At 63.0% G+C, this 24166-nt stretch carries 23 protein-coding genes and 1 other RNA gene; 10 read left to right on the forward strand and 14 right to left on the reverse strand.

Annotated elements, in window-relative coordinates; genetic code table 11:
• Positions 1-12: 12 nt before the first annotated feature.
• The 12 genes from LB536_RS16050 to ffs form a co-directional block, all read right to left on the reverse strand.
• Positions 13-774, reverse strand: a complete 762-nt coding sequence (locus tag LB536_RS16050; RefSeq protein ID WP_224594202.1) for an ABC transporter ATP-binding protein — start codon at positions 772-774, stop codon at positions 13-15.
• The gene (locus LB536_RS16055) at positions 771-1634 is read right to left on the reverse strand and encodes an ABC transporter ATP-binding protein (RefSeq protein ID WP_224594204.1); all 864 of its coding nucleotides are present in this window, start codon (positions 1632-1634) and stop codon (positions 771-773) included. The genes LB536_RS16050 and LB536_RS16055 overlap by 4 nt, the downstream gene beginning before the upstream one ends.
• The gene (gene nikC / locus LB536_RS16060) at positions 1631-2551 is read right to left on the reverse strand and encodes a nickel transporter permease (protein ID WP_224594205.1); all 921 of its coding nucleotides are present in this window, start codon (positions 2549-2551) and stop codon (positions 1631-1633) included. Before nikC ends, LB536_RS16055 begins: the two co-directional genes overlap by 4 nt.
• Positions 2548-3609: an ABC transporter permease gene (locus LB536_RS16065; RefSeq protein ID WP_140757907.1), complete on the reverse strand. Its 1062-nt coding sequence runs from the start codon at positions 3607-3609 to the stop codon at positions 2548-2550. The genes nikC and LB536_RS16065 overlap by 4 nt, the downstream gene beginning before the upstream one ends.
• Before the next feature lie 18 nt (positions 3610-3627).
• Complete coding sequence (locus LB536_RS16070; protein ID WP_224594207.1) at positions 3628-5271, reverse strand: ABC transporter substrate-binding protein; 1644 nt, start codon at positions 5269-5271, stop codon at positions 3628-3630.
• 261 nt (positions 5272-5532) lie between these two features.
• Positions 5533-6744, reverse strand: coding sequence for a lytic murein transglycosylase (locus tag LB536_RS16075; protein ID WP_224594381.1), 1212 nt, complete (start codon positions 6742-6744; stop codon positions 5533-5535).
• A gap of 101 nt (positions 6745-6845) precedes the next feature.
• Positions 6846-7451 carry a recombination mediator RecR gene (gene recR / locus LB536_RS16080; protein WP_140757910.1) on the reverse strand — a complete coding sequence of 202 codons (606 nt, stop codon included), beginning with the start codon at positions 7449-7451 and terminating at the stop codon, positions 6846-6848.
• Positions 7452-7530: 79 nt separating this feature from the next.
• Entirely contained in the window at positions 7531-8613 is a 1083-nt protein-coding gene (locus LB536_RS16085) for a cell wall hydrolase (protein WP_224594212.1), read from the reverse strand.
• 252 nt (positions 8614-8865) lie between these two features.
• Positions 8866-9273, reverse strand: coding sequence for a hypothetical protein (locus LB536_RS16090; protein WP_140810943.1), 408 nt, complete (start codon positions 9271-9273; stop codon positions 8866-8868).
• 69 nt (positions 9274-9342) lie between these two features.
• A complete protein-coding gene (locus LB536_RS16095) occupies positions 9343-9666 on the reverse strand; it encodes a YbaB/EbfC family nucleoid-associated protein (RefSeq protein WP_027142071.1) in 324 nt (107 codons plus the stop codon).
• A 31-nt stretch (positions 9667-9697) separates the two neighbouring features.
• Positions 9698-11527, reverse strand: coding sequence for a DNA polymerase III subunit gamma/tau (locus LB536_RS16100; protein WP_224594215.1), 1830 nt, complete (start codon positions 11525-11527; stop codon positions 9698-9700).
• Positions 11528-11631: 104 nt separating this feature from the next.
• Positions 11632-11728, reverse strand: an RNA gene (ffs, locus tag LB536_RS16105) — signal recognition particle sRNA small type.
• Between the two features lie 144 nt (positions 11729-11872).
• Here ffs and LB536_RS16110 point away from each other — a divergent pair.
• The 3 genes from LB536_RS16110 to LB536_RS16120 are packed head-to-tail and all read left to right on the forward strand — an operon-like array spanning position 11873 to position 13616.
• Entirely contained in the window at positions 11873-12292 is a 420-nt protein-coding gene (locus LB536_RS16110; RefSeq protein WP_140507712.1) for an HIT domain-containing protein, read from the forward strand.
• Positions 12293-12344: 52 nt separating this feature from the next.
• On the forward strand, positions 12345-13286 hold the full coding sequence (nudC, locus tag LB536_RS16115; RefSeq protein WP_140757913.1) for an NAD(+) diphosphatase: 942 nt from the start codon (positions 12345-12347) through the stop codon (positions 13284-13286).
• A 30-nt stretch (positions 13287-13316) separates the two neighbouring features.
• The gene (locus tag LB536_RS16120; protein WP_140757914.1) at positions 13317-13616 is read left to right on the forward strand and encodes a Dabb family protein; all 300 of its coding nucleotides are present in this window, start codon (positions 13317-13319) and stop codon (positions 13614-13616) included.
• Between the two features lies 1 nt (position 13617).
• On the opposite strand, the gene LB536_RS16125 is transcribed toward LB536_RS16120, so the two are convergent.
• Together LB536_RS16125 and LB536_RS16130 are read right to left on the reverse strand one after the other, a co-directional pair.
• Positions 13618-14481 (reverse strand): prephenate dehydratase, encoded by an 864-nt coding sequence (locus tag LB536_RS16125; protein ID WP_224594218.1) that lies wholly within the window; start codon positions 14479-14481, stop codon positions 13618-13620.
• A 9-nt stretch (positions 14482-14490) separates the two neighbouring features.
• On the reverse strand, positions 14491-15219 hold the full coding sequence (locus LB536_RS16130; RefSeq protein ID WP_224594221.1) for a 3-deoxy-manno-octulosonate cytidylyltransferase: 729 nt from the start codon (positions 15217-15219) through the stop codon (positions 14491-14493).
• A 193-nt stretch (positions 15220-15412) separates the two neighbouring features.
• On the opposite strand from LB536_RS16130, the gene LB536_RS16135 reads away from it, so the two are divergent.
• The 7 genes from LB536_RS16135 to LB536_RS16165 all read left to right on the forward strand — a co-directional run bounded on the left by LB536_RS16135 (position 15413) and on the right by LB536_RS16165 (position 24142).
• Positions 15413-16093 carry a c-type cytochrome gene (locus LB536_RS16135; protein ID WP_140757917.1) on the forward strand — a complete coding sequence of 227 codons (681 nt, stop codon included), beginning with the start codon at positions 15413-15415 and terminating at the stop codon, positions 16091-16093.
• A gap of 162 nt (positions 16094-16255) precedes the next feature.
• Positions 16256-18133: an extracellular solute-binding protein gene (locus LB536_RS16140; RefSeq protein ID WP_224594224.1), complete on the forward strand. Its 1878-nt coding sequence runs from the start codon at positions 16256-16258 to the stop codon at positions 18131-18133.
• Positions 18133-20001: an extracellular solute-binding protein gene (locus tag LB536_RS16145; protein WP_224594226.1), complete on the forward strand. Its 1869-nt coding sequence runs from the start codon at positions 18133-18135 to the stop codon at positions 19999-20001. The genes LB536_RS16140 and LB536_RS16145 overlap by 1 nt, the downstream gene beginning before the upstream one ends.
• The gene (locus tag LB536_RS16150; RefSeq protein WP_224594228.1) at positions 19988-20275 is read left to right on the forward strand and encodes a hypothetical protein; all 288 of its coding nucleotides are present in this window, start codon (positions 19988-19990) and stop codon (positions 20273-20275) included. The genes LB536_RS16145 and LB536_RS16150 overlap by 14 nt, the downstream gene beginning before the upstream one ends.
• The gene (locus tag LB536_RS16155) at positions 20275-21369 is read left to right on the forward strand and encodes a microcin C ABC transporter permease YejB (protein WP_140757920.1); all 1095 of its coding nucleotides are present in this window, start codon (positions 20275-20277) and stop codon (positions 21367-21369) included. Before LB536_RS16150 ends, LB536_RS16155 begins: the two co-directional genes overlap by 1 nt.
• Positions 21369-22514: an ABC transporter permease gene (locus LB536_RS16160; protein WP_224594231.1), complete on the forward strand. Its 1146-nt coding sequence runs from the start codon at positions 21369-21371 to the stop codon at positions 22512-22514. The genes LB536_RS16155 and LB536_RS16160 overlap by 1 nt, the downstream gene beginning before the upstream one ends.
• The gene (locus LB536_RS16165; protein WP_224594233.1) at positions 22511-24142 is read left to right on the forward strand and encodes an ABC transporter ATP-binding protein; all 1632 of its coding nucleotides are present in this window, start codon (positions 22511-22513) and stop codon (positions 24140-24142) included. The genes LB536_RS16160 and LB536_RS16165 overlap by 4 nt, the downstream gene beginning before the upstream one ends.
• The last annotated feature ends 24 nt before the right edge of the window (positions 24143-24166 follow it).

Here is a 24166-nt window from a genome sequence, read left to right on the forward strand (position 1 = left end):
GGACAACTATCGTCAAACTTGCTCGGGAGCGGTTCTCACAAACCCGTCGCTCGCCCTGAGCAGGTTGCGCGTATAGTCCTTCGAAACGCGGCGCTCGACGAGGTCGTTCGCCACCAGATTCTCCACCGCCTCGCCGCCCTGCATCACCATCAGCCGCTCGCACATATGGGTGATGATGGCGAGGTCGTGGCTGACCATCAGGAAGGTCAGCTTGCGCCGGCGGCGGACTTCTTCCAGCAGGTTGAGCACCTCCGCCTGCACCGAGGCGTCGAGCGCCGAGGTCGGCTCGTCGAGCAGCAGGATCGAGGGTTCGAGGATCAGCGCGCGTGCGATCGCCACACGCTGACGCTGGCCGCCCGACAATTGGTGCGCGTAGCGGAAGCGAAAGCCGTTGCCGAGGCCGACTTCGTCGAGTGCGCGTTCGATCCGCTTTTCACCATCGGCAAAGCCGTGGATGGCAAGCGGCTCCTGCAGCAGTCGATCGACGGTCTGGCGTGGGTGCAGCGAGCCATACGGATCCTGGAAGACCATCTGCACTTCGCGGTAAAACGCCTTGTCGCGGCGCGCGCCGAGCGTCTTGCCGTTGACTACAATGCTGCCCGAGGCAACCGGCGCGAGGCCGGCGATGGCCCGCAACAATGTCGATTTGCCGGAACCGGATTCGCCGACAAGGCCGAAGGATTCGCCCGGCTGCACGTCGAGGCTGACACCCTTCAGCGCGCGGAAGCGGTCGAAGATCACCTCCAGCCTGTCGACGGCAATCGCTGATTTCATGCCGCCCACTCCGGCTTGCGGTCGAGCACCGGCAGCGGGTGACGGTCGGCACCGATCTTGGGCATGCAGTTGAGCAGCCCACGCGTGTAGGGATGTTGGGCCTGGCTGAGTTCCGAAGCCTTGAGCTGCTCGACCACCTTGCCCGCATACATGACGATGACGCGGTCGCAGAAAGAGGAAACCAGGCGCAGATCGTGCGAGATGAAGATCAGTCCCATGCCACGCTCTGCGACCAGCCGGTCGAGGATGCCGAGCACATCGAGCTGCACAGTGACGTCGAGCGCCGAGGTCGGCTCGTCGGCGATCATCATTTCCGGCCCGGCGATCAGCATCATGGCGATCATGGCGCGCTGGCCCATGCCGCCGGACACTTCGTGCGGATGCAGGTCGAAGACACGTTTGGGATCGCGGATCTGCACCGCCTCCAGCATGGCCAGCGCGCGCTCGCGCGCCTCGGCCTTGCCGACCTTTTCATGGGTGCGCAAAGTCTCGACGATCTGGCGGCCGATGCTCATCACCGGGTCGAGCGAATATTTCGGGTCCTGCAGGATCATGGCGATGCGGTTGCCGCGCAACGCCCGGCGTTGGCGTGCCGAGACGCCGAGCAGGTCGATGCCGTCGAAGGTCAATTTGTTGGCCGATATCCGGGCCTGCGGCGGTGTCAGTCCCATGATGGCACGGCCCGTCTGCGACTTGCCCGAGCCGGATTCGCCGACGATGCCGAGCCGCTCGCGGCCGAGCGAAAAGGAAACCCCGCGCACCGCCTCAATCATGCCGGTGCGGGTCGGAAAGGTGACCCGCAGATCCTCGACGTCGAGAAGCGTGCTCTTTGATCGCGGCTGATCAGGGGAGCCACTCATTGGTCACCGCTGCGGGGATCGAGTGCGTCGCGCAGGCCGTCGCCGAGCAGGTTGAACCCAAGGCTGACGATCAGGATGGCGAAGCCAGGCGCGCCGGCCACCCACCATTGGTCTAGGATGAAGCGGCGGCCCGAAGCGATCATGGTGCCCCATTCCGGCAGCGGCGGCTGCGCGCCGAGGCCGAGGAAGCCGAGGCCCGCGGCCGTCAGGATGATGCCGGCCATGTCGAGCGTCACGCGGACGATCAGCGAGGAGATGCACAACGGCATGATGTGGCGCAGCACGATGCGGAACGGCGAGGCGCCCATCAATTGCACCGCCTTGATGTAGTCCGAGTTGCGCACGGTGAGCGTCTCGGCCCGAGCGATGCGCGCATAGGGCGGCCAGGAGGTGATGGCGATCGCCAGCACGGCGTTCTCGATGCCTGGGCCAAGGGCGGCGACGAAGGCCAGCGCCAGCACCAGCTTGGGGAAGGCAAGGAAGATGTCGGTGATGCGCATCAGGATGGCATCGGTCCAACCGCCGGCATAGCCGGCGACGGCGCCGACCAGAAGACCGATGGGTGCGGCGATGATGGCGACCAAGACGACGACATAAAGCGTCCAGCGGGAGCCGTAGAGGATGCGCGAATAGATGTCGCGGCCGAGGTCGTCGGTGCCGAACCAGTGCTGCCCGCTCGGGGCCAGCAGCCGCGCGTTCTTCAGATCACCGAAGGTCGGCGAATACGGCGCCAGCACACCGGCAAGGGCGGCGACGAGCAGCAGGGCAATGATGATCAGCAGGCCGACAAAGGCCAGACGATTGGCGGAAAAGCGCCGCCACGCGACATAGGCGCGGCCGAGCCTTGCCTGCATGCGCGATGCCGGCCGCTCCGACAGCAACCATTCGCGACGGCTCTGGATGGTCTCGGCGCTCATCCTGTCTTGGTCCTCGGATCGAGCACACGATAGAGCAGGTCGGACAGAAGGTTGATGCCGATGAACACCGAGCCGATGACGATGGTACCGCCAAGCACCGCGTTCATGTCGGCGTTCTGCAGCGAGTTGGTGATGTAGAGGCCGATGCCCGGCCAGGAGAAGACGGTCTCGGTCAGCACCGAGCCTTCGAGCAGCCCGGCATAGGACAACGCGATTACCGTCACCATCGGCACGGCGGCATTGCGCAGCGCGTGGCCCCAGATGATGCGGGTTTCCGACAGGCCCTTGGCGCGCGCCGCGACGACATATTCCTGGGCGAGTTCATTGAGCATGAACGAGCGCGTCATGCGGCTGATATAGGCGAGCGAGAAATAGCCGAGCAGCGAGGCCGGCAGGATGATGTGCCGAAAGGCGTCGTAAAAGACGTCCCACTGTCCCTGCATCGCGGAATCGAGCAAGTAGAAACCGGTGATCGGCGTGAAAGTGTACTCGTAGACGACGTCGAGCCGTGCCGGGAAGGCCACCCATTGCAGCTTGGCATAGAACAGGACGAGCCCAAGCAGGCCGAGCCAGAAGATCGGCACGGAATAACCGATCAGGCCGATGACGCGCACGATCTGGTCGACGAAGCTGCCGCGTTTGACCGCGGCCAGCACCCCGAGCGGTACGCCAAACAACGCGCCGATCAGTGTCCCCAATGTCGCCAGTTCCGTCGTTGCGGGAAGAGCGCGGCGGATGTCGGTCATGACAGGGTTTGTGGTCAGCACCGAGATACCGAAATCGCCGCTCAGCGCGTGTTTCACATAGATATAGAACTGCTCGATCAATGGCAGATCGAGGCCCATCTCGCGGCGCGTGCGCTCCACGACATTGGCAGGTGCCCGGTCGCCCAGAACGGCGAGCACCGGGTCGATCGGGATGACGCGGCCAATGAAGAAGGTGACCGCGAGAAGACCAAGATAGGTCGTCACCGCGATGACCAGGAAGCGGCCGAGCGATGATGCAAGGGCGACGGCGCGGGCGCTGCCGCGCCCGCTTTCGTGTTCAACCGCGCTCATGCGGCGCGTCCGCGGGCGCTATTCTTTCGAGACCGGCCCGACGAAGTTGGTGTCGAAGCTTGGCCCAAGCTTGAAACCCTGGAGGTTCTTGCGCAGACCCGCGACCTCCAGCTGCTGGTGGATGATGACGAAGGGGCTGGTGTCGAGGACCTTCTTCTCGAGATCCTTGTACATATCAGCGCGCTTGCCCGAATCCTTCTCCAGGAGAGCTGCTTCGGTTTCCTTGGTCAGGTCCGGAATGTCCCAGGCATTGCGCCATGCAAGTGTATGCGACTTGCCGGAATCCGAATTGTCCGGGTTCGAGGCAAAGGTCTGGGCGTTGGAGTTCGGATCGAAATAATCCTGGCCCCAATTGCCGATATAGATGTCGTGGTTGCGGGCGCGATATTTGGTCAGCGTCTGCTTGCCGTCGCCCGGAATGATCTCCAGCTTGATGCCGGCTTGACCGAGCGTCTGCTGGATCGATTCCGCCATGCCGGTGGTCGGCTGGCCGGTGCGTACGTCCATGGTGACGCTGAAGCCATCCGGCAGGCCGGCCTTGGCCAGCAATTCCTTGGCCTTGGCGACATCAAGCTTGAAGGGATTGTCGTCCATGGCGCCGAGGTCGCCCTTGGGCAGGAAGGTCTGGTGGATTTCGCCGATTCCCTTGAGGATGGTCGTGCTCAAGGCATCATAGTCGACAAGGTATTTGAAGGCCTGGCGAACCTCGGGTTTGGCGAGGTTCGGGTTCTTCTGGTTGAGGCTGATATAGTAGACCGTGCCCTTCGGCGCGCTCGTGGTGGTGAGGTCGGCGTTCTTGGCGATGGCGTCGAGGTCGTTCGGCTCGAGATTGCGGGCAACGTCGATGTCGCCGGCTTCGAGTGCCAGGCGCTGCGCCGAGCTTTCCTTCATATTGCGGTAAATGACGCGGGCGAGCTTGGCCTTCTCGCCGTGATAATTGTCATTGCGCTCCATGACGACCGCCTCGTTGGCACGCCACTCGCGCAGCTTGTAGGCGCCCGAGCCGGCATAGCCTGTCTTCAGCCAGGCATTACCGAAGTCGTTGTCCCATTTGTAGTCGGCGCTCGGCGTCACTGCGGCGACATGTTCCTTGACCAGCTTGGCGTCGACAATGGAGGCAACGGTGGCCGATAGGCAGTTCAGCACGAAACTTGGCGCGTAGGCCTTGTCGACGGTAAACTGGAAGGTGGTGTCGTCGACCGCCTTGGCCTTTTCGGTGACGTTGTCGCCGCTGATGCCGAACTGGTCGATGATGAAGGCGGGGCTCTTATCCAGCTTGACGGCGCGCTCGAACGAGTAGGCAACATCGGCCGCTGTGATCGGGTTGCCGGAGGCGAATTTCAGGCCCGGCTTGAGCTTGAACGTATAGGTCAGGCCATCGTCGGAGACGGTCCAGCTTTCGGCGAGGTCGGGCTTGACCTTGGAGGTGTCGCTGAGGTCGAGGCGGACAAGAAGGTCATAGGTGTTGCCGGTGACTTCGGCGGTCGACAGCTCGAACGCCTCGCCCGGATCCATCGAGATGATGTCGTCGATGGCAAAACCTTCGACAAGCGTGTCGGCGGGGGTGACCGCGCCAGCCGGCGCTCCGGCCAGAAGCAGCGCCGACATGGCGGCGCCCGCAAGCAGGATGCGGGATCGTAGAGCAAGCTTTTCCATCATCATGATGATTGTTCCCTGTTTTGTTGTTTGTCGACCTGAGTTCCCGGCTCAGGGTTGCGGTGTTCTTTCAGGGCTCCAACGATAGCCCTGGCCCACTACCGTCGTGGTTTTTGTCCAGTTGGTCAACACCATATCCGGCGACTCCGGGGCCGGCAACGAGGATTTATGAAACAGCATGAGTGGATCAAAATCCGCTGTGGCGTGTCCATGCATGCGCCGGCCGATCGATGCCGCGGATCGGGAAAAATCTGCTGAAATTCGAAGCTATTTCAGCGCGGTGACCAGGCCGGCATCGGGAAAACAGGTGGCGGCCTGACCATTCTTTTCCTGCCATTTGCCGATCGAGCGGCGGGTCTTGAAGCCGGGCAGCCCATCGGCGCTGCCAACGTCATAGCCCTTGGCCTCCAGGGTCCGCTGCAAGGCGGCGATGTCGGAGCGGTGGAGGTCGCCGACCGGACCCCAGCTACCGGAAAAATTCTGATCGCCATGGGCGATGCGGTCGGCGCCATGGCCGATGAACAGCGCATAGAGGTCGCTGGTGTTGTATTCCTTCAGCACGTAGAAATTGGGGGTCGCGATGAAGGCCGGGCCGCTGCGCCCGGCCGGCATCAGCAGGAAGCCTTCCGCCTTCATCTCGGCGGCCGGGAAGGCCTTGCCGCCGACGCGCTCGATGCCCATGGCGGCCCATTGCGAAATCTCCTTGCCCTGGTCCGGACCTTCCAGCGAACAGGACACGCTCTGAGGTACGGTCACCTCGAAACCCCAGCCGCGTCCCCTCACCCAGCCGTAGTGGACAAGATAATTGGCGATCGAAGCCAGCACGTCGGGAGTCGAATTCCAGATGTCGACGCGGCCGTCGCCGTCGAAATCGACCGCATGCTTGAGGAAGGAGGTCGGCATGAATTGCGGCTGGCCGAGCGCACCGGCCCAGGACGATTTCATCGCGCCGACCGGGGCCAGCCCGCGCTCGACGATTTCGAGCGCCGCCAGCAGTTCGGTGCGGAAGAAATCCTTTTTCGTCGACATGAACGCCTTGGTGCCCAGCACCTCGAAGGCATCGTAGGGCATCTTCGCCGCGCCGAAGCCGGTCTCGCGGCCCCAGATCGCCAGAAGGATTTCGCCCGGCACGCCATAGCGCTTTTCGATCGCGGCAAGCGTGCGGGCATTGGCGGCTTCGCGGGCGCGTCCGCCTGATGTCACCGCACGAACCGTCTTCTCCGCAAAATAGGCGCCGGGCGAACCGAACTCGGCCTGGTGCTGCTTCTGCGGCGTCTTAGGCTTCTCGCCCGGCATGACAAGATCGGGGAGATTGAGATTGGGCTTGATGCCGTTGAACGCGGCATCGAACGTTTTTTTGGAAATGCCTTTCGCCTTGGCGTCGGGCCAGAGGTCGGTTTGGAGCCAGGCGCGGAACTGATCGTCGATGCTGGCGGCGGAGGCGGGGATGGTGAGAAAGATGGCGAGGAGCGCGGCCATAAAGAAAATAAAGCCGAATTTGCGAATGCCGCGCTCTGTGGCGTGCACCACCAACTTCGAAGGAGACGCAATCATCGTGCCCATCCGCCCCGCCGATCTTGTCAAAACGCCGTTCGCGAGCGCAGCGCGGCGGCCAGCGTGCCTTCGTCGAGATAGTCGAGTTCGCCGCCGACCGGCACGCCGTGCGCCAGCCGGGTTATCTTGACCTCGAAGCCGGAGAGCTGATCGGTGAGGTAGTGCGCGGTGGTCTGGCCCTCGACCGTCGCGTTGACGGCGAGGATGACCTCCTTGACCTCGCCCCCGGCGATGCGGTCGATCAGCGAACGGATGTTGAGCTGATCGGGGCCGATGCCGTCGAGCGGCGACAGCGTGCCGCCGAGCACGTGGTAACGCACATTCATCGCCGCCGCCCGCTCCAGGGCCCACAGATCCGAGACGTCCTCGACGATGATCAGGGTGGCGGCATCGCGACGGGCGTCCGTGCAGATCATGCAGGGGTCCGACGTATCGACATTGCCGCATGTCGAGCAGATGCGCACCTTGTCGGCCGCCTCGCCCATCGCGGCGGCGAGCGGCGACAGCAATTGTTCCTTCTTCTTGATCAGGTGCAGCGCCGCGCGCCTGGCCGAACGGGGGCCAAGCCCCGGCACCTTGGCCAGGAGCTGGATCAGGCGTTCGATCTCGGGACCGGCGATTCGCTTGGACATCGCTCTGATCTAGGATTTTTCAGAACGCTTTGAAACATCCCCATGACGCATGACCCGCCATGCTGCCATGCGAAGGGAATCAGTTGGCTTCGAGCGGGCGGCCCTGGCTGACGATCATCGCGCCGATGGCATCGGTGTTCTCAGGCGTCGACTGGAAGCCCATCGACGCTTCCTGCGGAGCGTCCTCAACCGAGGAGATGACCCTTTTGTTCGAGGTTCCGCTGTTCAAGGTTCCGCCAAAACGGGCGGCATCCGGCTCTTCCATCGGCTCCTGCATGGCAACTTCGATCGGCCTGGCCTGGATCCGCGCGGACTTTGCCGTCGGTGCTGCGGATGCCGTCAGATAGGTCTGCTGCGCGGGGGCGATGCGGGCGGGCGACGGCTTGGTCGCCGGTTCCGCGGCGGCGGTCACGTAGACCTGCTGTGCCGGAGCGGTGTGAGCGGTTGCCGTCTTGCTGGGGCGTGACGGTTCCGCCGCAGCGGTCATGTAGACCTGCTGTGCCGGAGCATTGCGAGCGGGCGTCTTGGCCGGGCGCGCCATCTCGACCGACGCGACACGCGTCGCGGGTACTCCCGGCAACGCGGTCGGCGGCTCGGCCGACGCGACCATCGGCTCATCCGGCAGCGGCTGCCAGTTGCGGCCGCGCTTTTCGTAGAAGGCATTGCCGCCCGCAACCATGGTGTAGTGCATGTTCTTGTAAGGGAAGCGCAGGCCGGCGGTGTGGAAATACATCGTGTTCTTGAGCTTGGCCTTGCGCTCGCCCTTGAGCACGGCGTCGGCGGCCTCCTCGACATCGGGCATTGCGCGCGAATTCATCGGCCTGGTCATGACGCCCGGCGCGAACTGCCCGGGTTCACCCACCACCTGGCAGATGGTGCTGCCATGATTGCCCGAGCGCAGCCGGTTCATCACCACCGTGCCGACGGCGATCATGCCGTCGCGGCTCGACCGGTTGGATTCGAAGAACATTGCCCGTTCCAGGCATTCCCTGTCCTTCGGCGTGTGGCTGTAGGCGCGCGAACTCAGGAAACTCGGCGTGATGGCGTCGGTCAGGCTGGCGACCGACATGCCGTGCGAGGTGGTCTGGCTGCAAGCGGCCAAGAAAAGGGGAGACGTGACGACGCCGAGCAACAGCGGCGTCTTCCATCGCATGGCGATCAACAGGTAACCCTCTCACTTCAATGCCCGCCCCCAGGCTGCGGCAAGAATGAGACACTTTCGGGCAAAATGATGGCCAAAACGTTATTAACGGCGGACTGTTGCCGAATTGACACAAATCGAGGCTTTCCAGATGGATCGAGCCGTCGTTTCACATAGACGATGACCACCTTTTCTTCGTTTCGCCGCAATTCCCTTGGGGAAGCGCCATGCGCTTTTCCCGGGAAAGCCGCGCCACGCTTTCTCAAAAACAGCCTATCGCCCGGCGGCGATTGCTGCCGGTCGACCGGGTTCGACCTCTTCGACCGTCTCTGAAAACAGGCCCCGCCCGAGAAACAGCGCCCGCGCCTCCCTGGCCGTCGGCGCGATCTTGCCCGGCCAGTCGCTGTCGATGAACTCGGCCTTGGTGAAATCAGGATTTGTTTCGGACGCCGCCTCCAGGAATTCGGCGATTTCCAGCACGATGGCGCGTTCGTCCTTCGAAAGCGCCGACGTGCCGGCCTCGATCGAAGGGCGGTGCACGAAATCCTCGAAAAGATTGAAATAGCCCTTGATGCCGACGAGATCGACGCCCGCATCGCAATCGGCGAGGATTTCCAGAATCTCGTAGATCCTGTTGCGGATACGCTGCTCGATCAGCCTTTCGGACGGCTCGCCGATCATGGCCGCGCCGGTCTCAGCTTCATGCATATCGTTGCCCCAAAACCGCTGCGCACTTTTGGGCGACATGCATTAGAAAGGCAGTTTCATTCCTGGCGGGATGGGCAGGCCGGCGGTCAGCGCCTTGGTCTTTTCCTGCATGATCTGCTCGACCTTGGCCTTGGCGTCATTGTGCGCGGCAAGAATCAAATCCTCGAGGATTTCGACCTCGTCTTCCCTAAACAAAGACGGGTCGATCTTCAGCGACTTGATGTCGAACTTTCCGCTCAACGTAATGCTGACCAAGCCGCCGCCGGCCTGGCCGACGGCTTCGACAGTGGCGATCTCATCCTGCATGGCCTGGAACTTGGCCTGCATTTCCTTCGCCTTGCCCATCAGGCCGAGAAGATCTTTCATGGTCCGATCCTTTGCGGATTAGTGCTGGATATCAGGGTTCATCGTCATCGGCCGGCGGCTCGACCGGCATTTCGGCCTCGCTCGTTTCGGCGTCCGGCGTGTCGGGAATGCGCACGTCGATGATCTTGGCGCCGGGAAAGCGGGCCAGGATGGCGGCCACGGTCGGGTCGTTCCTGGCATCGAGGAAGGCGTTTTCACGCTTCGTCGATTCCATTTCAGCCAGGGTCTGGCCGCCCTCCTCCTTCGACAGCGACACCAGCCAACTGCGGCCTGTCCAGGCGCGCAGTTTCATCGTCAGCTCGTTGAGCAGCATCTTGGGCGCATCATCGGTCAGGCTGACGTCGATGCGGCCAGGTTCGATGCGCACGAGACGGATGCAGCGCTTGACCAGCACCTTGAAGGCGATGTCGCGCTGCGCGTCGGCGAGGGCAACGATGTCGGCCAGCGATTTCAGCGGTACGGCTTGCGTCTCCGGCGCCGGTTGCGGGGGCGCGACGAAGGCGGCCGGGGCCGGCGTGGCCTCGACCAGCCGCATGGTCTGCGCGCCGCCCGACCCACCAGGCATGCGCGCCTGCGCCACGGTGCTGGCGCCGTGGCCACCAGTACCGCCATTGCCGGGGTTCACGGGCGCGCCGTTCGGGCGCGGCGCGGCGCCAGTTGCCGAGGCACCGTTCTCCAGCGATCTCAACGCCTCGTCCAATGTCGGCAGGTCGGCGGCGTGCGCCAGCCGGATCAGCACCATTTCGGCGGCGCTGACCGGCCGGTTGGACGACTGCACCTCGGGAATGCCCTTGAGCAGCATCTGCCAGGTCCGCGACAGCACGCGGACCGATAGCGCCCGGGCGAAATCGGCGCCGCGCTGGCGCTCGTCCTGCGACAGCGAGGCATCGTCCATGGCGCTCGGCACGAAACGCAGCCGGGTGACGAGATGGTTGAACTCCGCCAGATCGGTGAGCACGGCGGCCGGATCGGCGCCGGTGTCATATTGCGCGCGGAATTCGCCGAGTGCGGCCGCCACGTCGCCCTTCATCACATGTTCGAACAGATCGACGATGCGGGCGCGGTCGGCCAGGCCCAGCATGGCGCGCACGGCCTCGGCGCTGACCGAGCCGGCGCCATGGGCGATCGCCTGGTCGAGAATGGAGAGCGAATCGCGGGCAGAGCCTTCCGCCGCGCGCGCGATCATGGCCAGCGCGTCATCGTCGACCGAAATGCCTTCCTTGCCGGCGATCGAGGAGAGATGCGCGACCAGCGCGCCGGCGTCGATGCGCCTCAGGTCGAAACGCTGGCAGCGCGACAGGACGGTGATCGGAACCTTGCGGATCTCGGTGGTGGCGAAGATGAATTTGACGTGCGGCGGCGGTTCTTCCAGCGTCTTCAGCAGGCCGTTGAAGGCCTGCGTCGACAGCATGTGCACTTCGTCGATGATGTAGACCTTGTAGCGGGCCGAGACGGGCGCATAGCGCACGCGCTCGATGATGTCCCTGATGTCGTCGATGCCGGTGTGCGAGGCGGCGTCCATCTCGATGACGTCGACATGGCGGCCTTCCATGATCGCCTGGCAATGCTCGCCGAGCACGGCGAGATCGACCGAGGGCTGGTCAACGGTGGCGGTTTTATAATTCAGCGCTCGCGCAAGTATGCGCGCGGTCGTGGTCTTGCCGACGCCGCGCACGCCGGTCAGCATCCATGCCTGGGCAATGCGGCCGGTGGCAAAGGCATTGGTGAGGGTGCGCACCATCGGCTCCTGGCCGACCAGCTCGGAGAAATTCGACGGACGGTATTTGCGCGCCAGCACGCGGTAGGCCGCGGCCTTGCCCGTCGCCAGACTATCGGACCCCGAATTTCCGGCTTCGCTCATTCGCCCGTTAAGCTCCAAAAGGCCGCGCCCGAAGGCGCCGATTCCTGCGCATAGTCTCGCCCGCGCTGCAATGCGTCGTCAATGTCGCGAGGAGGGCCGATGAGGTGGGAGGCTGGAACAATGACCCGTTCCGGGCTCGTTAGGGCTGCTTCCTTCCGGACCTGACCCGGTTGGCGAGTGGATCGTCCACCACCAACCTCCCGCTGTCCATATCGGCAATTGCGCGACGAAATGCAAGTGCGCAGGCAAATCGGCACCGCGAAGCACTGGATTCGCTTGCAGCCCCGATGCGGCCGCTCTAGCGTTCAGGGTTTGAGGAAACCAAGAAAAGCAAGGGAAACGCCGATGCTGCCGGGCCTGAAGGCCGGATTCACGCTGGATGCCCGGCTGGAGGCGGACAGCGAGCAGTTGATGTGGCTTGGGCTGTGCGAATTGCGGGTGATGAACGACCGCCGCTGGCCATGGCTGCTCCTGGTGCCGCAGCGCCCGGGCGCGGAGGAGATCCACGACATGACGCCGCTCGACCAGGCGATGCTGACCTTCGAGACCAATATGGTGGCGCAGGCGCTGAAGAAGGTGAGCGGCTGCACCAAGATCAACACCGGCGCGCTCGGCAACATCGTGCGCCAACTGCATGTCCATATCATCGCACGGTCCGAGGGCGATCCCGGCTGGCCCGGCCCGGTGTGGGGGCATGGCCTGCGCGAGCCGTATGAGCGTTCCGACCTGCGCCGGTTTGCCGAAACGATAAGGGCGGCGCTATAAGCCTTCCCCGTGTCCATCCCAAGCATGTCCATCCCAAAGCACCAGAGTCCATATGAGCTTCCGCCTGTTTGACGCGCCTCTGCGCGAGCCGAGCCAGTTCGTCGGCTTTGCCGGCAACACGATCGACCGGCAATCCGAGAACCGCGCCGACGATTCGGTCGACAAGGCGCTGGCCGATCCGACGACACGGCTGCTTTTGATGAATGGCGGCCGGCTCCACCTGAAATTGGCGGATGGCGGTTTCGATCCGTGGCACCGCGTCGCCGAGAGCGAGCCCTTCAGCCCTTCCTTCGACCAGGGCGTCCTGCTCGGCTTTTCCGAACAGGGGCCGGTGCTGGCGGTCCTGGCCGGCATCGATCCCGAACAGTTGCCCGAAACCGTCAAGGCGATCGATTACCGCTCGGTCTATATGCAAGGGCTGATCGACGAGGCCGCCGCCGGCGCGATGGCACAAGGCGCCGCCCTGCTCGCCTGGCACGCCAGTCACCGCTTCTGCAGCAAATGCGGCACCGAATCGCAGATGCGCGCGGGTGGTTACAAGCGCCATTGCCCGAATTGCGGCACCGAGCATTTTCCGCGTACGGACCCGGTGGCGATCATGCTGACGGCGACGCGGGAGAAATGCCTGCTCGGGCGCGGCCGGCATTTTGGGCCGGGCATGTATTCGGCGCTTGCCGGCTTCATCGAGCCCGGCGAGACGATCGAGGCGGCGGTGCGCCGCGAAACGCTGGAGGAGGCCGGGATACGGCTCGGCCGCGTCGTCTACCATGCCAGCCAGCCGTGGCCGTTTCCCTATTCACTGATGATCGGCTGCTTCGGCGAGCCGCTCAACGAAGACATCCAGGCCGATCTCGACGAATTGGAGGACTGCCGCTGGTTTTTGCGCGACGAGGTGCGCCTGATGCTGGAGCGTACGCACCCCGACAATCTGGTCACGCCGCCAAAGGGCGCCATCGCGCATCACCTCATCCGCGCCTGGGTCGACAGCGAATAGCGAATATCGAAGTCATTGCAGGAGAGACAAATGATCCGTCACACCGTCGTCTTCACGCTGAAGCATCCGCCGCATTCGCTGGAGGAAAAGCGGTTCCTCGTCGACGCCAGGAAGATCCTCTCGGCGATCCGGGGCGTCACGCATTTCGAGCAATTGCGGCAGATCAGCCCCAAGAACGACTACCAGTTCGGCTTCTCGATGGAGTTCGCCGACCAGGCCGCCTACACCAGGTACAACGACCATCCGGACCATGTCGCCTTCGTGCGCGACCGCTGGGTGCCGGAGGTCGAGACCTTCATGGAGATCGACTACGTGCCGTTGGGCTGGTAGTTCAATCCGCCACCTTCCACTGCTCGCGTGACTCGCTGGCCGGATAGACGCCAAGAATCCGCACCTCGCGCGAGAAGAACCGCAGTTCGTCCAACGCCAGCTTGACCAGCGGATCGTCGGGGTGGCCCTCGATGTCGGCGTAGAACAGCGTCGCCGTGAAGGCGCCCAACTGGTAGCTCTCGAGCTTGGTCATGTTGATGCCGTTGGTGGCGAAGCCGCCCATGGCCTTGTAGAGCGCGGCCGGCACGTTGCGGACGCGGAAGATGAAGGTCGTCATCATCTTGACGTCGGGTGATGGGCGCTCGGCCCATTGCTTGCTCTTGGTCAGGACGACGAAGCGGGTGACGTTGCTGTCGGTGTCCTCGACGTTCTCCTCGATGATGTCGAGCCCGTAGAGCGTCGCGGCCAGCGCCGGGGCCAGCGCGGCCATGGTGCGGTCCTTGACCTCGGAGACCATTTTGGCTGCGCCCGCCGTGTCGCCAGCGACTACCCCTTTCCACCCGTTCTTGCGGATGTATTTGCGGCACTGGCCGAGCGCGTGGATGTGGGTGTGAACGGTCTTGATCTCGTCGCGCTTGACGCCCGGCAGCACCATCAGCTGGAAATGGATCGGCAGGAAATATTCGCCGACGATGTGCATCCTCGATTCCGGCAGAAGATGATGGATGTCGGCGACACGTCCGGCGATGGTGTTCTCGATCGGGATCATGGCGAGATCGGCCTTGCCGGTCTCGACGGCATTGAACGCATCCTCGAAGGTCGGGCACGGCAATGGCTCCATCGAGGGATAGACGTTGCGGCAGGCTGTGTCGGAATTGGCGCCCGGCTCGCCCTGGAAGGATATTCTGTTGGTCTTTTCAGGCATGCTGATATCTCAGTTTGAAAGGATTTCCCTGGCACGGTCCAGGTCATGTGGCGTGTCGACGCCAAGCGGCAGCGACTGGACGATCTCGGCATCGATGCGCATGCCGGCTTCCAGCGCCCGCAATTGCTCCAGCCGCTCGCGGCGCTCCAGCGGCGACGGCTTCAGCGCGACGAAGCGCTCGAGCGCGGCGCGGCGATAGGCGTAGAGGCCGACATGGTGATAAAGCGGCCCGTCGCCCCAAGGTGCCGTGGCGCGGGTGAAGTACAGCGCCCGCAACCGCGTGCCGGAGAGCGGCGACCCGACGATCTTGACGACGTTGGGATTGGTCTTTTCCTCCTCGCGGATGATCTCGACGCCGAGCGTGGCGATATCCACCGAGGCGTCCTCGAACGGCCTCAGCGAGGCCGCGATGATCGCGGGATCGATGGTCGGCAGGTCGCCCTGCACGTTGACGATGGTTTCGACCTTTTGCCCGGGGTCAAGTTCGAGCAGAGCTTCAAAGATGCGGTCGGAACCCGATTCGTGGTCCATGCGCGTCATCACCGCCTCGAAACCATGCGCGCGCACCGCCTCGGCCACGCTTTGCGTGTCGGTCGCCACCGCCACCCGACCAAGGCCGGCTTCGGCCGCACGGCGGGCGACATGCACGATCATCGGCGCGCCTGATATATCGGCCAGCGGCTTGCCCGGCAGCCGTGTCGAGGCCATGCGGGCCGGTATCAGGATCAAGGTGGACATCGGTCTGGCAAGGCGTCCGAAACGAGGAGGGGAAAAGTGGCAAAAGGTCTCACTGGCAGCGCCCTTATAGGTGTTGCAACGCCCGAGCAAAAGACCTAGTTTCCGCCCGATTTGACCGGCTCTGGAGGGCAGGTCTCGATACCGACGGACGGAGTGGACGGATCAGTCCGCCGGAAAAGGGAGCAAGGGGCGAATGGATTCCAACGAAGTCAACAAACTGCTCGCCGGATTGCTCGGAACCGTTTTCGTCGTCTTCTCGGTCGGGCTGGTATCGGACGCGCTGTTTGCCTCGCCGGCCCCGGAAAAGCCCGGCTTCGCCATCGAGGCCGCGGAGCCCGCCGAAGGTGGCCCCGCCGCTCCGGCAGCAGCCGAAAAGCCGATCGCCGACCTCCTGGCCAGCGCCAGCGTCGAAAAGGGCGCTGCCATCTTCAAGAAGTGCCAGGCCTGCCATTCCGGCGAAAAGGGCGGCCCTAACAAGGTCGGTCCGGATCTCTGGGACCTCGTCGACCGCCCGGTCGCCGAGCATGAAGGCTTCGCCTATTCGGCCGGCATGAAGGAATTCTCCAAGGGCGGCACCGAGAAGTGGACCTATGACAACATCAACCACTTCATCACCTCGCCGAAGAAATTCGTGAAGGGCACGGCGATGGGCTTTGCCGGCCTGCCCAAGGAAGAAGATCGCGCCAACGTCATCGCTTATCTGCGCACGCTGTCGGACAACCCCAAGCCGCTGCCGGCACCGGGTGCCGCCGCGGACGCCTCCGCGCCCGCCAAGCCGGCCGATGGGGCCGCTCCGGCGAAACCGGCTGACGGCGCCGCACCGGCCAAACCCGCGGCTCCCGCCGCGCCTGCGCCGGCCGCACCGGCAAAATAACCGGAAATGCGGTGATCATCTTGAAAAAGCCGGGTTCTGCCCGGCTTTTTCGTTAGGAAAAGCTCCGATGCGGCGACAAAGCCGCGCATGGCGGTTTTCACGAGCGCCAAATCATCTAGATTGCGTCTGGATGATCCGCAGGCATGGCGAAGAGGATAGTGCATGACGGTTGGCCGAACGCTTCTCATGTCGTTGCTGGCGGCGGCCCTGCTGGCGGCGGGGTTGCAGACGACCCTGGCCGACGAGTGGCGCACCACCTCATCGCTGATCGGCGACTCCAAATACGGCGACAATTTCCAGCACTACGACTACGTCAACCCGAACGCGCCCAAGGGCGGCACACTGAATTCAGTGGTGCTCGGCACCTTCGATAGTTTCAACCCCTACATCGTCCAGGGAACGCCGGCGGCAGGTCTCGTCGGATTCGGCGGCGGCCTGCTCTACGACACCCTGATGGAGCAGGCGACCGATGAGGGCAGCGTCAGCCATCCGCTGATCGCCGACGCCTATAAATATCCGGCCGACTACTCCTCGGCGACCTACCGGCTCGATCCGCGCGCCAAATGGCATGACGGCCAGCCGATCACCGTCGACGACGTGATCTGGTCGTTCCAGGTGCTGAAGGCGAACAGCCCGCAATACAACCGCTATTTCGAGAATGTCACCGATGCGGTGGCGGTTTCCGACCGCGAGGTCGAATTCCACTTCAACCAGAAGGGCAACCGCGAACTGCCCAAGATCATGGGCGATCTTGCCGTGCTGCCGAAGCACTGGTGGGAGGGTACCGATGCCAACGGCAAGAAGCGCGACATCACCAAGTCGACGCTGGAAATTCCACTCGGCTCGGCTGCCTACAAGATCGCCAGCTTCAAGCCTGGCTCCGAAATCATCTGGCAGCGCGTGCCGGACTATTGGGCTGCCAAACTACCGGTGAAGGTCGGCCGCGAGAATTTCGATACGCGCCGATACACCTACATCCTCGACGACAATGCCGCCTGGCTGGCCTTCACCAAGGGCGGGCTGGAAGACATCCACCGCGAAAACAGCTCGCGTAAATGGGCGACGGCCTACAATTTTCCGGCTGTCCAAGCCGGTGATGTCATCAAGAAGGACTTCCAGACCCAGTCGCCGCAGCCGATGCAGGGCTTCGTTCTCAACCAGCGGCGGCCGCTGTTCCAGGACCGGCTGGTGCGTGAGGCACTGACCATGCCGTTCGATTTCGAAAGCATGAATCGTACGTTGTTCTTCGGTTTCAATACCCGCACATCGAGCTATTTCCAGGGCACCGAACTGGCGTCCAGTGGATTGCCGCAAGGCAAGGAACTGGAGATCCTGGAAAAATATCGCGACAAGCTGCCGCCGGAACTCTTCACACAGGAATTCAAGCTGCCTGTCTACGACTCTCCGCAAGCGGAGCGAAAGTACCTAAAGCAGGCCGTCGATCTGTTCGCAAAGGCCGGATGGGTCATCAAGGGCGGCAAGATGGTCAACGCCAAGACAGGCGCACCGTTCAAGTTCGAGATCCTCGGGTGGAACGACACAGACCAGGTGATCGCCAGCCCCTACATTGCCAACCTGCGCAAGATCGGCGTCGACGCTACTCTGCGCATCATCGATCAGACGCAGTACATCAACCGCGTCAACAACTTCGATTTCGATGTCGTGACGGGTCTGTTCGGCCAGTCGGATTCGCCCGGCAACGAGCAGCGCGATTTCTGGAGCTCGAAAGCCGCCGATGCGCCTGGTTCGCGCAACCTGATGGGCATCAAGAATCCAATCGTCGACGCGCTGGTCGATCGCATCATCTTTGCCACCGACCGCGATGATCTGGTCGCCGCCACCCATGCGCTCGACCGCGTCCTGCTGTGGAACTTCTACGTGGTGCCGCAATATTACCGTTCCGCGGTCTGGCTGGCCTATTGGAACAAGTTCAAGTTCCCCGACAAGCAGCCTGCCTATGTGGGCGTTGACATCGATTCCTGGTGGGTCGATCTCGACAAGGAAAAAGCGCTGGCGGCCAGATACAAGGGCGGCAATTGATGGCGGTGCTACCCCGCCGCGATTTCCTGGCTTTGGGCGGCGCCGCCGCTGCCGCCGCCCTGATGCCGGGCAAAGCCTTCGCAAGCATTGCGACCGGGACCAAGCTGCACGGTCTGTCCGCCTACGGCGACCTCAAATACAAGCCTGATTTCCCGCATTTCGACTATGTCAATCCTGACGCGCCCAAGGGCGGCCAGATGAATTTCGCGCCGCCCAACGCAACCCTCAATCAGAGCTTCCTGACTTTCAACACGCTGAATTTCCTGGTGTTGAAGGGGGAGGCGCCGCCGCGCGCCGAACTCTGCTTCGATTCCCTGATGACAAGCGCCCTCGATGAGCCGGATGCGGTCTACGGCCTGCTTGCCGAGTCCGTCACGCTGTCGCAAGACCGCAACGGCTTCCGCTTCGTGCTTCGGCCGCAAGCGCGTTTCCACGACGGCTCGCCGCTGACCGCAGAGGACGTCGCCTTCGCGCTGAAGCTTTACAAGGACCAAGGTCACCCGAACCTTTCCAAGGCACTGCGGCATATGACGGAAGCGGTCGCGGTCGATCCGACCACGCTCGAGCTGACCTTCAATGGCGAGCAGTCGGCGCAAAACATCCTGGCGGTCGTGGTAATGCCGATCGTGTCCAAGGCCTTTTATACGGCCAATAAATTCGACGCCTCGACGATGACACCGCCGCTCGGCTCCGGGCCTTACAAGATTGGGCGCGTGGCGGCCGGACAGACTGTCGAATATGAGCGCGTGGCCGACTATTGGGGCCGCGATCTCCCTGTGAACCGCGGCCTGTACAATTTCGACCGCATCCGCATCGATTTCTACCTCGACCGGCAGGCGGCCTTCGAAGCGTTCAAAAAAGGCGACACGCATTTTCGCGAGGAATTCACCGCGCGCGTATGGGCGACCGGATACGACTTTCCAGCGTTGAAGGACGGCAAGGTCGTCAAACGGGAATTTCCCGGCGAGAAGACGCCGGACATGCAGGGCGTCGCTCTGAACCAGCGTCGTCCGCAATTTCGCGACGAACGGGTGCGACGGGCGATCGCCAGATGCTTCGATTTCGAATGGATGAAGCGGGCTCTGTTTTACGGCTCCTACGAACGTGCTCAGTCGAATTTCGAACGGTCGGATTACAAGGCAGAAGGGCCGCCCTCGCCCGAGGAATTGGCCCTGCTGGAGCCGTTCAGGGCCGAGTTGCCGCCAGAAGTCTTTGGTGAAGCGGTGACGCAGCCCCTCTCCGACGGTTCGGGCCATGACCGCAAGCAGCTGGGCGAGGCTTCGCGATTGCTTGCGCAGGCCGGTTGGAAACGTGCCGGCAGTTTCCTCGTCAACGACAAGGGTGAGCGGCTGCGGGTTGAAATGCTGGCGGAGGATGACGGCATCGTTCGCATCTACACCCCGTGGTCCGAGAATATGAAGGCGATCGGAATCGACGCATCGATCCGGCAAGTCGATTCAGCGCAATATGAACAGCGGCAGAGCGATTTCGACTTCGATCTCGACATGCTGCATTGGTCGATCGGAGCGACACCGACCGATGACGGGCTGGAAATGCTCTATGATTCCCGGATGGCTGACATACCGGGGCAGCGCAATTATCCGGGTACGAAAAGCAAGGCCATCGATGCGCTGATCGTGGCGGCCGGCAAGGCACAAAGCCGCGTAGAACTGGTCACCGCGCTCAGGGCGCTCGACCGGGTCTTGCGCGCGCGGCTAGACTGGATACCAACATACTATCTGGCGAATCACCGCGTCGCCTATTGGGACATGTTCGGCTTTGTCGAGCAAAAGCCCGATTTCGGCTTTCCGGTCGAGACGCTGTGGTGGTTCGACAAGGGCAAGGCGGCAAAAATTGGCAAAGGCTGAATTTCTTGCGGGTGTTGGCGCTGCCCCTCACCTGCCTGCCGGCATCCTCTCCCCGTATAGTGACAGGGAGAAGGGCGCTCTCATCGGTGATTTCGCCAACAGCAAACGTCGCGATAAGAGCGCCGAGGCTGCGGCCTTTCTCCCCGTCACTATACGGGGAGAAATGTCCGGCAGGACAATGAGGGGCGGCGCCAGCGTCGACAATTGGACTGAGGCGACTGCCTTGGGGGTGCCGCCGGACACGGTGGCTCTCCTTGAGGAGGATACCATCTGATGGGCGCCTATATACTGCGCCGTATCCTTTTGATGATCCCGACCCTGTTCGGCATCATGGCGATCTCCTTCGCCGTCATCCAGTTCGCGCCTGGCGGCCCGGTCGAGCAGGTCATCGCCAAGCTGACCAACCAGGGCGGCAGCGACCGCCTCGGCGGTGGTGGCGGTGACGCCGGCGGCTCCAATTTCGACGCCGCCGGCGATGTCGGTTCGAAATATCGCGGCGCCCAGGGCCTCGATCCGGAATTCATCAAGAAGCTGGAGAAGCAGTTCGGCTTCGACAAGCCGCCGCTCGAACGCTTCGGCATGATGCTGTGGAATTACGCCAGGTTCGATTTCGGCAACAGCTATTTCCGCGATATTTCGGTGCTCGACCTGATCCTCGAGAAGATGCCCGTTTCGATTTCGATCGGGCTCTGGATCACGCTCCTGTCCTATCTGATCTCGATCCCGCTCGGCATCCGCAAGGCGGTGAAGGACGGCACCCCCTTCGACGTCTGGACCAGCGGCGTCGTCATCGTAGGCTATGCCATTCCGGGCTTCCTGTTCGGCATCCTTTTGATGGTGCTGTTCGCCGGCGGCTCGTTCTGGGACTGGTTCCCGTTGCGCGGCATCGTCTCGGACAATTGGGACCAGTTGTCGTGGCCGGCCAAGATCGCCGACTATTTCTGGCACATGACCTTGCCGCTGACGGCGCTGGTGCTGTCGGCCTTCGCCACGACGACGCTTTTGACCAAGAACTCGTTCCTGGAGGAGATCCGCAAGCAGTATGTGGTGACGGCGCGCGCCAAGGGCCTGTCGGAACGGCAGGTGCTTTACGGCCATGTGTTCCGCAATGCCATGCTGATCGTCATCGCCGGCTTCCCGGGCGCCTTCATCTCGGCCTTCTTCACCGGCTCGCTGCTGATCGAGAACATCTTTTCGCTCGATGGCCTCGGCCTGCTCGGCTTCAGGTCCGTTGTCGAGCGCGACTATCCCGTGGTGTTCGCCAATCTCTACATCTTCTCGCTTCTCGGCCTGTTCATCGGGCTCCTGTCCGACCTGATGTACACCTGGGTCGATCCGCGTATCGATTTCGAGCGGAGAGACGTCTGATGTCGGAGGCAAGCGTTACCGCCGGTGTCTTGCCGGAGCGGCTCCCACGGCCGTTCCTGTCGCCGCTCAACAAGCGCCGTCTGCAGAATTTCAAGGCTAATAAACGCGGCTTCTGGTCTTTGTGGATTTTCCTCGTCTTGTTCGTTTTGTCGCTGTTTGCCGAGTTCATCGCCAACGACAAGCCGATCATCGCGTCCTACAAGGGCGAAATCCTTTTCCCGGTGATGGTCGCCTACCCGGAAGAAAAATTCGGCGGCTTCTATGCCGTCACGGACTACCGCGACCCGGTGATCCAGGACGAGATCAACGCCCATGGCTGGATGGTCTGGCCGCCTATCCGCTACTCCTACCAGACCGTCAACAACGCCATCCCGGAAGCAGCACCCGCCAAGCCGTCCTGGGAATATGACGCCAAGACGCGCTGCAACCAGTATCCGCAAGGAGCCGATGACCCGGCCTGCAATGTCGGCAACTGGAACTGGCTCGGCACCGACGACCAGGCGCGCGACGTGCTGGCGCGCGTCATCTACGGCTTCCGCATTTCAGTGCTGTTCGGCCTGATCCTGACCGCGGGCTCGGCCTTGATCGGCGTCGGCGCCGGTGCCTTGCAGGGCTATTTCGGCGGCTGGACCGATCTGCTGTTCCAGCGCTTCATCGAGATCTGGTCGGCCATTCCCGTGCTTTATCTGCTGCTCATCGTCGCCGCCATCCTGCCGCCGGGCTTCTTCATCCTGCTCGGCCTGATGCTGCTGTTCTCCTGGGTGGCGTTGGTCGGCGTGGTGCGGGCGGAGTTCCTGCGCGCCCGCAACTTCGAATATGTCAACGCGGCGCGCGCGCTCGGCGTGCGCAACCGCACCATCATGTTCCGGCATCTGCTGCCCAATGCGATGGTGGCGACATTGACGTTCCTGCCCTTTTTGCTGAGCGGCTCGATCTCGACGCTGACCTCGCTCGACTATCTCGGCTTCGGCCTGCCGCCGGGTTCGGCCTCGCTCGGCGAACTGCTCAAGCAGGCGCAGCGCAACCTCAACGCGCCTTGGCTCGGCATTTCCGGCTTCGTCGTCATCTCGCTGATGCTGTCGCTGCTGGTTTTTGTCGGCGAGGCCACGCGCGACGCCTTCGATCCGCGCAAGACGTTCAAATGAGCGAAACCACCTTGCTCAGCGTCCAGGACCTCAGCGTCGGCTTCAGCCAGGACGGCGGCCAGTCTGTCGCCGTCGACCACATCTCGTTCGACATCGCCAGGGGCGAGACGGTGGCGCTGGTCGGCGAATCCGGCTCCGGCAAATCGGTCTCGGCACTGTCGGTGCTGAAGCTGCTGCCCTACCCCAGCGCCAGCCATCCCTCGGGCAAGATCCTGTTCCAGGGCGCCGACCTGCTGGCCATGAGCGAGAAGCAATTGCGGCAGGTGCGCGGCAACAAGATCACGATGATCTTCCAGGAGCCGATGACCTCGCTCAATCCGTTGCACACGATCGAGCACCAGATCGTCGAAATCCTGAAGCTGCATCAGGGCATGGGCGATCGTCCGGCCAAGGCGCGGACGCTGGCCCTGCTCAACGAGGTCGGCATCCGCGATCCACAGAAACGGCTCGACGCCTATCCGCACCAGCTTTCGGGCGGCCAGCGCCAACGCGTCATGATCGCCATGGCGCTCGCCAACGAGCCGGAACTGTTGATCGCCGACGAGCCGACGACGGCGCTCGATGTCACCGTGCAGGCGCAGATCCTCGAACTGCTCGCGGGCCTCAAAAGCCGCAAGGGCATGTCGATGCTGTTCATCACCCATGACCTCGGCATCGTACGCAAGATCGCCGACCGGGTCTGCGTGATGACCAAGGGCAAGATCGTCGAGACAGGACCGACCAAGGACATCTTCGCCAACCCGCAGCACCCCTATACGCGCCACCTTCTGGCCGCCGAGCCGAAAGGCAAGCCGCCGGCCGCCAATGCCGGCGCCAAGCCTGTCATGACCGGCAAGGACATCAAGGTCTGGTTTCCGATCAAGCAGGGCTTCTTCCGGCGTGTCGTCGATCACGTGAAGGCGGTCGACGGCATCGATGTCACGGTGCGCGCCGGCCAGACGCTGGGCGTGGTCGGGGAATCCGGTTCGGGCAAGACGACGCTCGGCCTGGCGCTGGCGCGCATGATCTCGTCGACCGGAGCCATCCAGTTCAACGGCCGCGACATCAACCAGCTCACCTTCAACGCCATGCGGCCGCTCAGGCGCGAACTGCAGATCGTCTTTCAGGATCCGTTCGGTTCGCTCAGCCCGCGCATGTCGATCGCCGAGATCATCGAGGAAGGCCTGAAGATCCACGAGCCGAAACTGTCACCCGACGAGCGCGACGACAAGGTCGCCGCCGTGCTGAAGGAAGTCGGCCTCGACCCGGCGACCCGCAACCGCTATCCGCACGAATTTTCCGGTGGCCAGCGCCAGCGTGTCGCCATCGCGCGCGCCATGGTTCTCAACCCGCGCTTCGTCATGCTGGACGAGCCGACATCGGCGCTCGACATGAGCGTGCAGGCGCAGGTCGTCGATCTCCTGCGCAATTTGCAGGCCAAGCACGACCTCGCCTATCTCTTCATCAGCCATGACCTCAAGGTCATCCGGGCGCTGGCCAACGACGTCATCGTCATGCGCAACGGCCGGATCGTCGAAGCCGGCACGTCCGAACAGATTTTTGGAAATCCGCAAACCGACTATACTCGGGCGCTGATATCGGCCGCCTTCAAGATCGAGACGGCGCCGACAGGCGTGGTCAGCGAGTGATCCGCACAAGGAAGGACTGAACGA

The organism is Mesorhizobium sp. ES1-3 (assembly GCF_020164795.1).
Lineage (GTDB): Bacteria > Pseudomonadota > Alphaproteobacteria > Rhizobiales > Rhizobiaceae > Mesorhizobium.

Excerpts from the sequence above, each read along its gene's own strand:
- LB536_RS16155 (WP_140757920.1), top strand. The coding sequence starts at position 20,275 with ATGGGCGCCTATATACTGCGCCGTATCCTTTTGATGATCCCGACCCTG.
- nikC (WP_224594205.1), bottom strand. The coding sequence starts at position 2,551 with ATGAGCGCCGAGACCATCCAGAGCCGTCGCGAATGGTTGCTGTCGGAG.
- LB536_RS16095 (WP_027142071.1), bottom strand. The coding sequence starts at position 9,666 with ATGAAAGATCTTCTCGGCCTGATGGGCAAGGCGAAGGAAATGCAGGCC.
- LB536_RS16140 (WP_224594224.1), top strand. The coding sequence starts at position 16,256 with ATGACGGTTGGCCGAACGCTTCTCATGTCGTTGCTGGCGGCGGCCCTG.
- LB536_RS16110 (WP_140507712.1), top strand. The coding sequence starts at position 11,873 with ATGCTGCCGGGCCTGAAGGCCGGATTCACGCTGGATGCCCGGCTGGAG.
- LB536_RS16160 (WP_224594231.1), top strand. The coding sequence starts at position 21,369 with ATGTCGGAGGCAAGCGTTACCGCCGGTGTCTTGCCGGAGCGGCTCCCA.
- LB536_RS16165 (WP_224594233.1), top strand. The coding sequence starts at position 22,511 with ATGAGCGAAACCACCTTGCTCAGCGTCCAGGACCTCAGCGTCGGCTTC.
- LB536_RS16145 (WP_224594226.1), top strand. The coding sequence starts at position 18,133 with ATGGCGGTGCTACCCCGCCGCGATTTCCTGGCTTTGGGCGGCGCCGCC.
- LB536_RS16075 (WP_224594381.1), bottom strand. The coding sequence starts at position 6,744 with ATGGCCGCGCTCCTCGCCATCTTTCTCACCATCCCCGCCTCCGCCGCC.
- LB536_RS16090 (WP_140810943.1), bottom strand. The coding sequence starts at position 9,273 with ATGATCGGCGAGCCGTCCGAAAGGCTGATCGAGCAGCGTATCCGCAAC.
- nudC (WP_140757913.1), top strand. The coding sequence starts at position 12,345 with ATGAGCTTCCGCCTGTTTGACGCGCCTCTGCGCGAGCCGAGCCAGTTC.
- LB536_RS16050 (WP_224594202.1), bottom strand. The coding sequence starts at position 774 with ATGAAATCAGCGATTGCCGTCGACAGGCTGGAGGTGATCTTCGACCGC.
- LB536_RS16100 (WP_224594215.1), bottom strand. The coding sequence starts at position 11,527 with ATGAGCGAAGCCGGAAATTCGGGGTCCGATAGTCTGGCGACGGGCAAG.
- LB536_RS16065 (WP_140757907.1), bottom strand. The coding sequence starts at position 3,609 with ATGAGCGCGGTTGAACACGAAAGCGGGCGCGGCAGCGCCCGCGCCGTC.
- recR (WP_140757910.1), bottom strand. The coding sequence starts at position 7,451 with ATGTCCAAGCGAATCGCCGGTCCCGAGATCGAACGCCTGATCCAGCTC.
- LB536_RS16120 (WP_140757914.1), top strand. The coding sequence starts at position 13,317 with ATGATCCGTCACACCGTCGTCTTCACGCTGAAGCATCCGCCGCATTCG.
- LB536_RS16130 (WP_224594221.1), bottom strand. The coding sequence starts at position 15,219 with ATGTCCACCTTGATCCTGATACCGGCCCGCATGGCCTCGACACGGCTG.
- LB536_RS16055 (WP_224594204.1), bottom strand. The coding sequence starts at position 1,634 with ATGAGTGGCTCCCCTGATCAGCCGCGATCAAAGAGCACGCTTCTCGAC.
- LB536_RS16070 (WP_224594207.1), bottom strand. The coding sequence starts at position 5,271 with ATGATGATGGAAAAGCTTGCTCTACGATCCCGCATCCTGCTTGCGGGC.
- LB536_RS16125 (WP_224594218.1), bottom strand. The coding sequence starts at position 14,481 with ATGCCTGAAAAGACCAACAGAATATCCTTCCAGGGCGAGCCGGGCGCC.
- LB536_RS16135 (WP_140757917.1), top strand. The coding sequence starts at position 15,413 with ATGGATTCCAACGAAGTCAACAAACTGCTCGCCGGATTGCTCGGAACC.